Below are 13,544 nucleotides of genomic sequence, written 5' to 3' on the forward strand. Positions count from 1 at the left end.
CGGCGCCGTGAGCCAGGGCGCGAACGGGTTCACCCCCGACGCTACGCCCCCCCGCACAAGTGGAAGTGCGCAAGGCGTATCGACCCCGCCCGGGACCGATGAGCCGGCGCCGCTCGGAGGCGCGCCTCAGCAGTCGAGGCCATTACGAAGCCCGCCCTGACGACGCCTGATCCCTAATAATTTTTAACCAAAAGGCCCCGCTCCGTCAATGAGGGGGGGCTTGCGGACTTCCAGGCCCCTCGCGTCCGCGTGAGAGCGGCGGAATCAGGCCAGGTCGAACGCCGCGGCGAACGGGGAGGAGGCCGGCGCGGGCTTGCGGCTGCGGCGGTTGGCGGGCTTGAAGTCGGTCTTGTCGATCTGGTAGCGGCGGAGCTTCTCGCTGATGCTCCGGCGCGAGAGGCCGCAGTGCTGGGCGCACTGGTCGATGCGGCCCCGATACTTCTCCAGGACCCGGGCGAGGTAGGCCTTCTCGATGCGCTGGGTGAACTCCTCGGTCAGCTCCTGGAGCGGCCGGAAGTGGTCGAAGTCCAGGCTGAAGGGCTCCTCGCGCTGGGGGACGATCTCGGCGGGGAGGTTCTCGGGCTCGATCACCGGGCCGTGGGTGGTGACGACCATCAGCTCGATGACGTGCTCCAGCTCCCGGACGTTGCCGGGCCAGTCGTAGCGGAGCAGCCGCGAGAGCGCGGCCCGCGACATCGTCTTGACCGGCAGGCCGCGTTCTTCCATCTTGTGGAGGAAGTGATGGACCAGGAGCGGGACGTCGTCGAGCCGTTCGCGGAGCGGCGGCGATTCGATGGCGACGACGTTGAGCCGATAGAACAGGTCGCTGCGGAACCGCCCCTGGGCGACGGCCTCGGCCAGGTCGACATTGGTGGCGGCCAGCACGCGGCAGTCGGCCTGGATCGGCTCGGTCCCCCCCACGCGCTCGAAGCGGCCGTCCTGGAGCACGCGGAGGAGCTTGGCCTGCATGCCCATCGGCATCTCGCCGATCTCGTCCAGGAACAGGACCCCGCCGGCGGCGGCCTCGAACCGGCCGATCTTCTGGCGGTCGGCTCCGGTGAAGGCCCCCCGCTCATGGCCGAACAGCTCGCTCTCCAGCAGGTGCTCCGGCAGCGCCGCGCAGTTGACGGCGACCAGCGGGCCGCCGCGACGGGCCACGTCGCTCTGGTGGACGGCCTGGGCGACCAGCTCCTTGCCGGTTCCGGTCTCGCCGGTGATCAGGACGGTGCACGAGGACGAGCCGACCCGCTCGACCTTGGCGAAGACCTCGGCCATCCGTCGACTCCGCCCCAGCATGTTGTGGTAGGCGTAGCGGCGCCGGAGCCGGGTGTTGAGGTCGGCGATCTCGTCGACCAGGAGTCGATCCTTCAGCGCCTTCTCGACCTGATGCTGGAACAGGTCCGAGTCGATCGGCTTGAGCACGAAGTCGTACGCGCCCAGCTGGATCGCCTCGACGGCCGATTCGACGCTGGCCTCGCCGCTGATGACGATGATGGTCGCCGGCAGGTCGCGCGAGCGGATCTCGCGGATCAGGTCGAGCCCGTTGACGTCGGGAAGGTTCAGGTCGGTCACGACCAGCGAGAACGACTTCTCGACGAGCAGCTCCAGGGCCGCGGTGCCGTTGCGGACGATGGTCACGTCGCGACCTGGGCCTGACAGGATCTGGCCGAGCTGCTGGCAGTAGAGCTCGCTGTCTTCCACGACGAGAATGCGTCGATCCATGGCGCCCTCATCCAGTTGAGGCGATGTCCTATCCTGTTGCGGGGCCGAGGCCCATGCCGCCATGATGCGAAGGAGCGGAATGCGCACTCCAACTCGATCGTCTCACTACTGACTATACCAGGCCGCCAAGACCGATCAACCCCGAAAACCCCGCCGCCCCCCCGGATTCTCCGCGGTCTCCGGCTTGCGGGGACGGCCGCCGTCCTGTCGCGGCGGCATGCCTGGAAAGGTACAATGACGCCGGCCCGACCCCTGGTGGCCGACCCGGTCGGCTCCCGCGAACTCTCATGAGGAACCACCTCCGATGTCCGCCCCGACCGGCCCCCTGCCCCCGCCCGCCCACGTCGCGCTCGACCCCCGAGCGGTCGAGATCGCGCGGGTCTGGATCACCTCCGAGGGCCAGCGCGCCAGCCTGGCGGCGACGCTCTGGGACGACCCGGCGGCCTGGGGCCTGATGCTCGTCGACCTGGCGCGGCAGGTCGCGGAAGCCTACGCGAAGGAGCAAGGCGTCGAGCCCGAACAGGCCCTCGCGCGGATCCGCGAAGGGTTCGACGCCGAGTGGGACCACCCGACCGACGCCGCCGACGAGTGACCGCCTCTCAACGGAGCGACTCCCAGATCCTCGCCAGCAGCTCCCCGCGCGTCAGGTCGAGCGCCTGTTCCACGGTGGTCCCCGCCAGCCCCGATCGCCCCAGCCAGTCGCGGGCCTCGACCTCCGTCGGCTTCTGGTCGGGCCGCGCGAGCCAGGCGTCGGCGCCGAGATAGCCGAGGAGCGCGAGCCGCTGGACGGCCTCGAAATGGGGGTCGCCGGGCTTCGCGTCGCGGAAGAACATGAGCACCGCGCCATGCCTGAGAAGGCGATCCTGGAGGGCGTCGGCGGGCACCTTGCGGGGGGCGACGCCCGACTCGACCGCCAGCGCCGCCGCCTCGCCGGCCGCTTCGCCGAGGGCCATCCAGCAGGGCTCCATCCGCAGGGTGCTGAAGCCGACGTGCGTCCCCGAGACCGGGACCGGGGTCAACACGCCGTCGACCCCCTTCGGCACGATCACGCCGTAAGGGATGGTGTAGGGACGGCTCGGCGAGCTGAAGAAGCCGTCGAGATGCGCCCGGCCGGGCTCGCGCTTGCGGACGGCGTGCGAGTCGAGCGCGTAGTGGCTCGCGGTGATGCTGTCGGCGTGGATCGGCGGTCGGCCGCCCGGCGTGGTCGGGATCGCGTCCTTCGCCGTGAACCAGAAGTCGCCGACGATCCGCCTCCCCTCCCGGACGTACACCTGGCGCGGGAAGTGGCCGTTGTCGGCGAACTCGCTTTTCGCGAGGCCCCATTCGCGGCAGCGGGCGCGGAAGTCCTCCGGGAGCGACGGGTCGTTCTGCGCGAAATAGAGAAGGCCCAGCGTGTAGTCGCGCAGGCGGGCCGCGAAGCGGTCGCGCCAGTCCCAGCCGGAGGTGGGCCAGGGCCAGTTCTCCTCGGGGAGGTCGGACGAGAGGAAGTTCCAGTGCTGGTTGTTGGCGTCGACCTTGCCGTTGGGGGTGGCGACGGGGTTGAAGATCCGGCCGATGGAGTCCCAGGCCAGGGCCGTCGGCTTCGGCCCCCTGGCGTCGGCGGGGGCCGTGGTTCGGCCCTCGCGGATGTCGTCGGCCAGCGAGAGGTACTCGGCCCGATCGTAACGCTCCGGCCTGGCGACCTCCGCGCGGTCCTCGGGGTTCCTCGTCAGGCAGAGCCGGTAGTTGAACGCCTGGATGGCGTTGTCGGCCTGCCCCGTCGAGCCGGGCGCCGGGTCGGCCCCCCAGGGCTTGTAGAGCCGGCCGGCCATCGCCTCGCCGAACTCGTCGCGGCCTTCGCGACCGACGCGGTACTCGCAGCCGGCCGCCGCGGCGAGGTCCCCCTCATAGGTGGCGTCGATGAAGACCTGCGCCCGGTAGGTCTCGACGGAGCACGACGCCCGATCGCGGACCCGGATCGCGACGACCCGACCGTCCTCCAGGTCGACGTTCTCCGGCTCGGCGTCGAACTGGCGGTTGCGGAAGACGGCCAGCCGGTCCCGGCGCTCGGCGAGCAGGGCTTCGAAGACCGCCTCGGCCACGCGGGGCTCGAAGTGGTAGCCGTCGGAGCAGTCGCGGACCTGCTTCGAGTCGACCCCGTAGGTCTCGACGTAATGCCGCTTCACCCGGCCGACGAACTCCAGGAACAGGCCGCCGGTCGCGCCTCGGGTCCCGATGTCGGTCGCGCCGAGGCCGTTCGCCGGCAGCCCGCCGACGTGCTCCCCGCGCTCCAGGATCGCGGCCGACCGCCCGGCCCTCGCCGCCGCGACCCCCGCCATGATCCCGCCGGGCGTCGCGCCGACGACCACCACGTCGAACGTCGCCTCGGCCCCGCGAGCGGGGACGCTCGGGCCGGGAAGGATCAGGGCGAGCCCGACGACCAGGCCGGAAAGGAGACCGCGTCGTTTCTTCATCATTTCATCGACCGTTGCGAGACCTCGGGACGTTCGGGACCACCCCGACCGCCGCCGAGTATGCGCGCGGAATTCGCCGGCCGCAACCGCCCGGCACCCCTGGAATCCGGCCGTCGATCGGGCGAACATGGCAGGTCGCCGCGAACTTCGCGCGAGGCCCCGCGTCCGGGAGAGGGTCGAATCGAGGAGGTCTCATGCTCCGCCGCGAACTGCTCCGTCTCCTGGCGTCCGCCCCCCTGCTCGGCCGGTTCCGAGCCTGGAGCGGATTCCCCCAGGCTTCGGCGGGCGACGGCCCGAACGCGGCGGCCGTTTATCGTCGGGCGTTCGCGTGGGTGGACGGCGTGCCGTCGGACCAGTGGGGGGAAGCGCGTGAGGCGTTGGCGGCTTCGAAGCTCGGGCCGCAGGTCGATCGCTGGATCGAGCAGGCCCGACCCGCGCTGGAGGCCCTCCGCGAGGCGGCGAAGATCGAGCCCTGCCGGTGGGGCGACGAGGCGATGACGGCCGACGTCATCGACCGCGATCGGCTCCGGATCGCCAACCGCCACCTCGTGCGCGTCGCCTGCCTGTCCGCGCGTCGGCACGCCGAGGCGAGGCGGTTCGAGGAGGCGTTCGACGACGCTTTCGCCGCCCTGGCCTTCACGCGGCGGGTGGGGGCCGACGGGCCGATGATCGCCCGGCTGTTCGAGTGCGCCGTCGAGGTCGTGACGCTCAGGACGCTGGGCCGCCTCCTCCCGCTCCTGGACCGCCAGGCCCTCGACTCGCTGGCCCGGCGGCTCGACGCCCTCCCCCCGCTCGCGCCGGTCTCGGCGACGATCGGCCCCGAGTCGCGGTACATCCTGAACCGCGTGCGCGCGGGCCTCGCCGAGTCCGGCCCAGTTCTGAGCGACGACGACTGGCGACGGCTCGGGTACGCCGAGGACGAGGCCGACGCCGCGACGCTCAAGGCCCTGACCGGCGGCGACCGCGACCGGCTGCTCGCCCACCTGGACGCGACGGCTCCGGCCTTCGCCGAGCTGGGCCGTCGCCTGGACCTCCCCCGCCCCGAGCTGGACGCGGCGGTTGCGGAGTTCGTCCGGTCTCGTCGCGAGACCGACCCGATTCCGGCGAGCCTCGCCGGGAACGCCCGAGGGGTCCGCGACGCCGTCGACCGGGCGGGCCTGCACTTCGCGATGCTCCGCGCCGGGCTGGTCCTCGTCCGCGACGGCGAGCCGGCGTTCCGGGCGCTTCGCGACCCGTTCGGCGACGGCCCGTTCGGGCTCGAAGGCAGCCGGAAGGGGGGCTGGACCCTCCACTCGGCGCTCCCGGAGGGAGACGCGCCGGCGACCCTTTTCCAGGTCGGCGATCCGGGCTGACGGGCCTCCCGGCCCCGCTTCCCGACCCCCCCGACGATCGATCGCTCGGATCATGAAGATTCTGTTAAGACATTGCTTGCATCAGCGGCGATGTATCCGCTAGCAACTAAATATGCTGCTCTCTCGCAGACGGGCCGACCATCGCCGTTCGGTCCGCCTCTTCCAGCGCGGCGACGCCTGTCTGCGCGCGGACTCCTGCACATCTCCTCCCTCTCTCGATCGCTGTGGAGTTCTCCCATGTTTCGCCAGACTCGGATCTCGGACGATCCCCCCCGGAAGCCCCGTCGCGGCTTCACCCTCATCGAGCTTCTGGTGGTGATCGCGATCATCGCGGTCCTGATCGCCCTGCTCCTGCCCGCCGTGCAATCGGCGCGCGAGGCCGCGCGACGGATGCAGTGCACGAACAACCTGAAGCAGATCAACCTCGCCTTGCACAACTACGTGGACGTGGTGGGGAGCTACCCCTACGCGGGCGGGTTCGGCACCGGCGGCAAGGGCTGGGGCTGGCTGCCGATGATCCTGCCGCAGCTCGAGCAGACCTCGCTCTACAATGCCATCAACTTCATGGACAGCTGCGACTGCTCGTCGATGTCGACGGTCCGCCGGATCGTGATCAACGCGTTCTTCTGCCCCAGCGACCCGAACACGGGCCAGTTGCACAACGACCGCACCACGCCGGGCGTCGCCTGCTTCGGCGGCGATTCGACGCGCGACAACGTGGCCGCCAATCGCCAGAACGGCATGCTCAACAACTACACGGGCAGCTACGGCGACGGCTACAACAACAACCCGGCGAACCCCTACGACACGGCCGGCGCGGGCCTCCGCTACGGCTGCGGCGGCTGCAACGCCTCGGGCTCCGCGGCCGAGACCCCGGCGGCCGACTGCATGTCCCCCACCGGCGCCTACGGCTCGGGCGCGAACCATCGCGGCCTGTTCGACTACCGGAGCGTGTCGGGGGCCGTCTCCATGTCCTCGATCACCGACGGACTCAGCAACACCTTCTCGCTGGGCGAGGTCGCCTCGGTCGTCCGCTCCCAGAGCTCGGTCTGGTACTCGAGCACCGGCTCCACCAACGGCACCTGCCTGCCGATGAACTGGACCCTCCAGAAGTGCCTCCGCGACCCGACCTACGCCAACGCCAACAGCTGGTCCGGGCGCGGCTTCTCCAGCTTCCACTCCGGCGGGTCGAACTTCGGCATGGCCGACGGCTCGGTCCGCTACGTCAAGCAGTCGGTCGACCAGCGGACCTATAACGCGCTCGGGAGCCGCCGGGGCGGCGAGATCACCAGCTCCGACGCCTATTGAGCCGGGAGGTCGCCATGCCACGTCCACATCCGATTGGAAAGCTGCTGACGGCCTCGTCGGCCGGCCTCGCCCTGGCCCTCGCGCTCGCGATGGCGCCGGGACTGGCCGGCTGCGGCGGTGAGCCGGGCCTGGTGAAGGTCACCGGCCGGGTCACGTACAAGGGCCGGCCGGTCTCCAAGGGCCAGGTCTATTTCACCCCCGAAAAGGGGGGCCGCGCCGCCGACTCGGCCCTCGACTCCGACGGCAACTACCGCCTGGGGACCTTCGACCTGGGCGACGGCGCCTACGCCGGGTCGTACCAGGTCTCCGTCGTCTCGCGGGGCGAGGACAAGGCCCCTCCCACCGGCAAGCGAGCCAAGGCCGTGATGGAAGAAGACATGCAGGGGACGGGCGAACCGCTCATCCCCCGCAGGTATTTCTCCCCGGAATCCTCGAACCTCAAGGCCGAGGTCGCCGCCGACCGGTCGAGCAACTTCGACTTCGAGTTGACCGACTGACCGGAGGGCCGAGGCTCGCCACGCCGACCGCCCGACTCGAAGGCCGCGCGTCACCGCGCGGCCTTCAGCTTTTGATCGAGGAATTCGTACGCCTTCATCCGGGCGCCGGGCTCGAACGAGTGCTCCGCGTCCGGGAATTCGGCCTGGAGGTCGTCCTCGGCGCGGTAGAGGGCGTAGATCGGCCGGGCGGCGCGGAGGCAGACGCGGACGCCGTCGACGTCGAAGTTGGCGTCGTGCAGGGGAGAGCAGGTGAAGAACGGCCGGGGGGCCAGCGCCCCGATCAGCTCGGGGAAGTCGAAGGGAATCCGCTTGAGATCCAGGCCGTACACCTCGCGGAGCCGGGGCATGTACCCCTTGTGCGACCAGCCGGCGACGTCCCCTTTATAGTAATAGGGGAAGGCGTTGAACCCGCACGAGGAGACGACGACCTTGAGCCGGGGCTCGAAGGCCGCCGTGAAGATGGCGTTGTGTCCTCCCAGCGAATGGCCGATGACGCCGATCCGCTCGGGGTCGACCTCGGAAAGCGAGGCGAGCAGGTCCACCGCCCGCTTGTTGTTCCAGATCGCCTTCATGGAGGCGCTGGCGTAGCCCATCTTGTAGACGTCGCGATGGTACTCGCCGAAGTTGGGGTAGTCCGGGGCGATCACGACGTACCCCCTCTGGGCCAGCTCGCGGGCGTACCAGAGGTCGGGCTTCCCGCCCAGGCCGGCCGGCTCGTCCTTGCCGATCGCCACGGTCTGATGCAGGGCGAGCATCGCCGGCCGCTTCGGGGCCTCGCCGTCCTCCGGGGCGTCGGGGATCAGGAGCCAGGCCGGGACCCGGTCGCCGGGCTCGGCCTGGAACTCGACCTTCTTGCGGACGTACCCCTCCTCCGGGAACTCCGCGAGGACCTTCCAGTCCAGCGGGGCGAGCCGCTCGGGACCGGGGAGCGGACCCATGACCTCCTGGAGGTGGGCCAGGATGTGGCCCCGGCGCACCTCCCAATCGGCGGTGCTCTCCACGGGCCTCTGGCCCCCCTCCGCGTCGCGGACGACCAGCAGGTTCCCGTGGTCCGGGTAGTCCGGGGGGGCCTCCCCCCGCGCGGGAAGGGCGATCGACCAGAGGGTCGCCAGGAGCAGGAGCGGGTTGCGTGATCGTCGGGTCGAGCCCATCGTCGGCCTCTCGTCGTGTCGTGCCGGGATCGCCGTCGGGAGGTCGACGGCCGGGGTCATTATACGATGGGGCCGTCGGCCGACGAGTGCGGGGCGGCCTCTTCCATGTCGAGGGCACGCGCCCGCCCGCCGCGGTCGCATCCGGGTTTTCCCCAAGTCGCTCTGGACGAAAGGGGCGGACTGGGGTCAACTCAGCGGATCGCGAACAAGGGACCGGCGCGCCCCGAGGCGGTACGCGATCCGCGATCGCGATCGAGGGTGCGGGCGCACGGAGGTGTCGCCGAGGCGGTCCTCGACGGCCGGGATTCAAGGAGGAACTGATGCGGAGACTCGGATACGCGGCGGCCTTGGCGGTCTGGTTGGGGGCGGGTTCGTCCGCGACCCGCGCCGCCGACCTCTCGCCGCAGAAGATGCTGGAGATCAAGCCGACGCAGCAGAGCGGCGTCGATTACGAGACGCCCGCCGACCAGGCCGGGATCGACGCCTGCAAGGTGGAGACGGTGACCGACGCCCAGAAGCGGGCCGTCGGCTACGCCCTGCGCGACGGCCAGGGGAAGCTGCTGCGCCGGTTCATCAGCACCAACGGCGGCAAGAGCCTGACCCAGTGGAGCTACTACCAGGACGGCTTCGAGGTCTATCGCGAGAGCGACGTCGACGGCGACCGCCGTCTCGACGAGTGCCGCTGGATGAACACCGGCGGCACCCGGATCGCCGTCGTCCAGGGGAACAAGATCGTCGGCTGGAAGCGACTCTCGGCCGAGGAAGCCACCAAGGTCGCCGTCCAGGCCCTGTCGGCCGGCGACGCCTCGCTGGTCGACTCCCTGGTCGCCACGTCTGAGGAACTGACCGCCGCCGGGCTCCCCAAGGAGGTCGTCGCCCGGGTCGCCTCCGCCCCGGAGAAGCGGGCCGAGCAGGTCGCGGCCCTGACCGCCGCGCTGAAGGCCGGGGGCGAGAAGCTCGCCTGGAACCGGTTCGACGGCGCGATGCCCCACGCCATCCCCGCCGACCCCGAGGTGGGGGTCGCCAAGGACCTGGTGCTCTATGAGAACGCCATGATCTTCACGAGCGCCCCGGCCGCCGCCGGCGCCCAGCCCGCCAAGCTCTCGATGCTCCAGGTCCCCGAGCTGATCCAGCTCGGCGAGGTCTGGAAGTTCGTCGAGCTGCCCCGCTCCGTCGACCCCGAGAAGCCGGTGGTCGCCGCCGCCGCGGGCATCCGCGCCTCGCTCTACGAGACCGTCGGCGGCGCCGGCCCCGGCGGCCACGACGAGGCCATGGAGGCCCCCCTCCGCGCCCTGGCCGAGTTCGACAAGGCCAACAACGCCGCCATCCTCGGCGGCGACAAGCGCGAGGTCGCCCAGTTCCACCTCAAGCGGATCCCGCTCCTGAAGGCCGTCGCCGACGCCGCCGGCGACGCCGAGGAGAAGCTCAGCTACAACAAGCAGTCGGTCGACAGCCTCGTCTCCGCCTATCAGACCGGCGTCTATCCCAAGGGCCGCGAGGCGCTCGACGCCGTCGTCAAGGCCGGCGGCCCCCTCGCCTCCTACGCCTCCTACCGCCTGATCGGCGCCGACTTCGTCATGCGCAACGAGGAGCCCAACGGCAACTTCGTCGCCAACCAGAAGAAGTGGATGGGAGACCTGGAGGAGTTCCTCAAGCTGTTCCCCAAGGCCGACGAGGCGTCCGAGGTCTGGCTCCAGCTCGGCAGCTCCAACGAGTTCAACGCCGAGGAGGACAAGGCCCGCGAGGATTACAAGAAGCTCGTCGAGGACTTCCCCGAGACCCTCGCCGGCAAGAAGGCCGCCGGCGCGCTGCGGCGGCTGGACCTCGAAGGCAAGTCGTTCTCCATCAAGGGCGACGGGGCCGACGGGACCACCGTCGACACCGCCGCGATCTCGGGCAAGACGGTCCTCGTGGTCTTCTGGGCCTCGTGGGGCGGCCAGTCGGTCCGCCGCGAACTCCCCGACCTGATCAAGATCGCCGAGAAGAACGCCGACAAGGGCTTCCAGATCGTCGGCGTCTGCCTCGACAACGACAAGGCCGACCTCGAAGCCTTCCAGAAGGAGCACAACCTCCCCTGGCCCCAGATCTTCGAGCCCAACGGCATCGACGGCCGCCTCGCCGTCGAATACGGGATCATCTCGCTGCCGACGATGTTCCTGGTCGACGCCCAGGGCAAGGTCGTCAACCGCAACCTCCGCTCCGCGTCCGAGGTCGAGCGCCAGCTCGAAAAGACCCTCGCCGCCAAGCCCGCCGGCGTCGCCCTCGGCGTCAAGTAAGCCCCACGCCCGCCAGGCCGCGAAACCCAGGCCGGAGTCTCCCGACATGCTCGGGGGGCTCCGGCCTTCGTCATTCCCGGCCCCCGGACCGTCGCCCGAAATTGGCTTCGTCCGTCCCGGGCCGCGAACGAAGCCGATCGCCGCAAAGTCTTATATTCAAGTTCTTTACAACAATAACCAGGCCCGAGAAATTGGGTTCGTTCGGCGAAATTCGAGTCATCGCGGCGGGGCGCAGCTCGGGACCGAGGGAGTAGGCGGCGCGCACGCCCGTCCATCATCCGGGATGCCACAGAGCTTGAGGGGCGGACCACCCCCAGCATTCAGGATGAGACCGATTCGCCGGTCTGAGACGACGGATCGCGTGGAATCTCGGAAGATCCGATCAGGCGGCGGCGCCGTTGGAGTCGCCGGCCTCGTCGCCGCCGGGGCCGTTCCCCTTCATGGCCTCCCAGTCCTCCCAGGTGTAGAGAACCTCGCGGGCGGAGCCGCTCTTGAACTCGCCGACGATGCCGTCCTCGGCCATGAAGTCGATGAGCCGCGAGGCGCGGCCGTAGCCGATGCCGAGCGCCCGCTGGAGGAGCGAGCAGGAGCCTCGGCCTTCGCGGATGACGATCTCGATGGCCGGTTCGTAGAGGTCGTCCCGCTCCTTGAGCGCCGCGCCCCGGTCCTTGCCGGATGGTCCGCCGCCGACCTTGAGCTGCATCATCTCGCGGCTGTATTCGGCGGGGTACTGGCTGAGGTAATCCGTGACCCGGTTGAGTTCGGCGTCGGAGACGTAGGTCCCCTGGGCCCGGACGATCTGCGAGGTGCCGGGGATCAGGAAGAGCATGTCGCCGTTGCCCAGCAGCTTGTCGGCGCCCATCTCGTCGAGCACGACCCGCGAGTCGCTCCGGCTTGCGACCTGGAACGCGATCCGAGCCGGCATGTTCCCCTTGATGAGGCCCGTGACGACGTCGACGGTCGGCTTCTGGGTCGCCAGGATCAGGTGCATCCCCACCGCCCGCGACTTCTGCGCGAGCCGGACGATGTGCTGCTCGACCTCCTTGCCGGCGGTCATCATCAGCTCGGCGATCTCGTCGGCGACGATGACGATGTAGGGCATGAACGTCGGGATCCGCTGCGCCTCCTCGTCGTCCTCGGGCTGCATCCGGGAGAGGATCTCGTCGGGCCCCAGCGCGTTGAACGACGCGATGTTCCGCACCCCGGCGCGGGCGAGGTAGCCGTAGCGCTCGTCCATCTTGTCGCAGGCCCAGGCCAGGATGGACTCGGCCTTCTTCATGTCGGTGACGACCGGGTGCATCAGGTGGGGGATCTTCTTGAACTGGGACAGCTCCACCACCTTGGGGTCGATCATGATCATCTTGACCTCGTCCGGCCGACGGGTCATCAGGATCGAGAGGATCATCGCGTTCAGGCAGACCGACTTGCCGGTGCCGGTCCGGCCGGCGATCAGGAGGTGGGGCATGTCGGCCATGTCGAACGCCATCGGCGTCCCCTTGACGTCCTTGCCCAGGAACAGGGGGATGCGGGTCTTGCCGCTGGAGGCCGCGACCCCCTCGATCACCTCGCCGAGCCGGACCATCGTCCGATGCTCGTTGGGGACCTCGATGCCGACGGTGGTCTTGCCCGGGATCGGCGCGACGATGCGGACGGTCTGCACCGCCAGGGCGATGGCCAGGTCGTCCGCCAGGCTCGCGACCCGCGAGACCCGCAGGCCCGCCTCCAGCTCGATCTCGAACTGGGTGATGACCGGCCCGGTGTCGATCTGGACCACCCGGACCTGGAAGCCGAAGTCGAGCAGGGTCCGCTCCAGGAGCATCGCGCGGGCGTGCACCTGCGCCTCGTGTTCCTGCACGGGCGCCGGCGAGGAGGGCTCCAGCAGCTCGAACGGGGGGAGCTGGAACGGCGAGTCGGGGTCGATCCGGGGGTAGGCGGGGCCTGTGTGCGCCACGGCCGTGGACGGGGCGGACGCCTGAGGCGCCCGGGTCGCGGGGACGGACGGCCCGCGCTGGACGATCGGCCCGGGACGAGAGGCGACCTCAGTGACCACGGCGCCCCTCGTCAGCGCCTGCCGGGGCGCCTGTTCGACCCCCAGGGGGGCGGGGGCCGACTGCCATTCGGCCAGGGCCGGGACCCCGACGTGGCCGACCGGGGCGAGTTCGCGACGGCGACGCCGCGACAGGCCGGGGAGCAGCGCGGAAAGCTCCTGGGCGGGGATCGTGACCAGCATCTCCTGACAGAGCGCCGCGCCGAGCAGGGCGGCGGCGAAGAGGATCAGGAGCAGGCCCGCGAGGCCGAAGTGGCTCTCCAGCGCGGCCACGGCCAGCGCGCCGGCGTAGCCTCCGGGGCCGACCGGGGCGCTGGGGCGGAAGTGCGCCCCGAACTTGTCGACCAGGGCGGCGGCCACGATCAGGACCAGGAGCAGGCCGACGGCCGGGACGATCGCGTCGTGGATGCGACGGCCGCGGGCGACCAGCAGATTGAGAGCCGCCAGCGCCGCCAGGCCGAGCCACGACGCCCAGCCGAAGGTCTGGTAGGCCGTCTCGGCCAGCTTCGCCCCCACCGGGCCGCAGGGATTCGCGACCGCGACCGCGGCGGTCGTCGTCGCGGCGTCGCCGGTCCGGCGGAGCGCGTCGGCCGGGTCGTAGCCGGCGAGGCTCAGGGCCAGGAACAGGTTGACGATGAGGAAGGCGAGTCCGGGGGCCGAGCGGTAGAGGCGCTGTCGCAGAAGCATGAGTCCCCCCGAACGTCCCGGTCGGCGGCGGCCTGGCGGCGGCCGACCGGC

The 13,544-nt window shown here is 70.5% G+C and carries 9 protein-coding genes; 5 read left to right on the forward strand and 4 right to left on the reverse strand.

The genetic code is table 11. The features are described from left to right. Nucleotides 1-264 precede the first annotated feature (264 nt). Nucleotides 265-1,722: a sigma-54-dependent transcriptional regulator gene (locus tag VT85_RS22585; RefSeq protein ID WP_082858813.1), complete on the reverse strand. Its 1,458-nt coding sequence runs from the start codon at nucleotides 1,720-1,722 to the stop codon at nucleotides 265-267. 304 nt (nucleotides 1,723-2,026) lie between these two features. Here VT85_RS22585 and VT85_RS22590 point away from each other — a divergent pair, with 304 nt between their 5' ends. Beyond that, nucleotides 2,027-2,314, forward strand: coding sequence for a DUF5076 domain-containing protein (locus tag VT85_RS22590; RefSeq protein WP_068420242.1), 288 nt, complete (start codon nucleotides 2,027-2,029; stop codon nucleotides 2,312-2,314). A 7-nt stretch (nucleotides 2,315-2,321) separates the two neighbouring features. Here VT85_RS22590 and VT85_RS22595 read toward each other — a convergent pair whose 3' ends face one another. Next, nucleotides 2,322-4,178 carry an FAD-dependent oxidoreductase gene (locus VT85_RS22595; RefSeq protein ID WP_197490938.1) on the reverse strand — a complete coding sequence of 619 codons (1,857 nt, stop codon included), beginning with the start codon at nucleotides 4,176-4,178 and terminating at the stop codon, nucleotides 2,322-2,324. A 191-nt stretch (nucleotides 4,179-4,369) separates the two neighbouring features. Here VT85_RS22595 and VT85_RS22600 point away from each other — a divergent pair, with 191 nt between their 5' ends. From VT85_RS22600 to VT85_RS22610, 3 genes are all read left to right on the forward strand, one after another. Beyond that, complete coding sequence (locus VT85_RS22600; protein ID WP_068420246.1) at nucleotides 4,370-5,527, forward strand: hypothetical protein; 1,158 nt, start codon at nucleotides 4,370-4,372, stop codon at nucleotides 5,525-5,527. Between the two features lie 237 nt (nucleotides 5,528-5,764). Beyond that, complete coding sequence (locus tag VT85_RS22605) at nucleotides 5,765-6,835, forward strand: DUF1559 domain-containing protein (protein ID WP_068420248.1); 1,071 nt, start codon at nucleotides 5,765-5,767, stop codon at nucleotides 6,833-6,835. 14 nt (nucleotides 6,836-6,849) lie between these two features. Next, a complete protein-coding gene (locus VT85_RS22610) occupies nucleotides 6,850-7,332 on the forward strand; it encodes a carboxypeptidase regulatory-like domain-containing protein (RefSeq protein WP_068420250.1) in 483 nt (160 codons plus the stop codon). Between the two features lie 50 nt (nucleotides 7,333-7,382). On the opposite strand, the gene VT85_RS22615 is transcribed toward VT85_RS22610, so the two are convergent. After that, nucleotides 7,383-8,483, reverse strand: a complete 1,101-nt coding sequence (locus VT85_RS22615) for an alpha/beta hydrolase (protein WP_197490939.1) — start codon at nucleotides 8,481-8,483, stop codon at nucleotides 7,383-7,385. 320 nt (nucleotides 8,484-8,803) lie between these two features. On the opposite strand from VT85_RS22615, the gene VT85_RS22620 reads away from it, so the two are divergent. Beyond that, nucleotides 8,804-10,759, forward strand: coding sequence for a TlpA disulfide reductase family protein (locus VT85_RS22620; protein WP_068420253.1), 1,956 nt, complete (start codon nucleotides 8,804-8,806; stop codon nucleotides 10,757-10,759). A 382-nt stretch (nucleotides 10,760-11,141) separates the two neighbouring features. Here VT85_RS22620 and VT85_RS22625 read toward each other — a convergent pair whose 3' ends face one another. Beyond that, nucleotides 11,142-13,493, reverse strand: coding sequence for an FtsK/SpoIIIE family DNA translocase (locus tag VT85_RS22625; RefSeq protein ID WP_068420255.1), 2,352 nt, complete (start codon nucleotides 13,491-13,493; stop codon nucleotides 11,142-11,144). Nucleotides 13,494-13,544 lie beyond the last annotated feature (51 nt).

The sequence above is a fragment of the Planctomyces sp. SH-PL62 genome (assembly GCF_001610895.1).
Taxonomy (GTDB): domain Bacteria; phylum Planctomycetota; class Planctomycetia; order Isosphaerales; family Isosphaeraceae; genus Paludisphaera.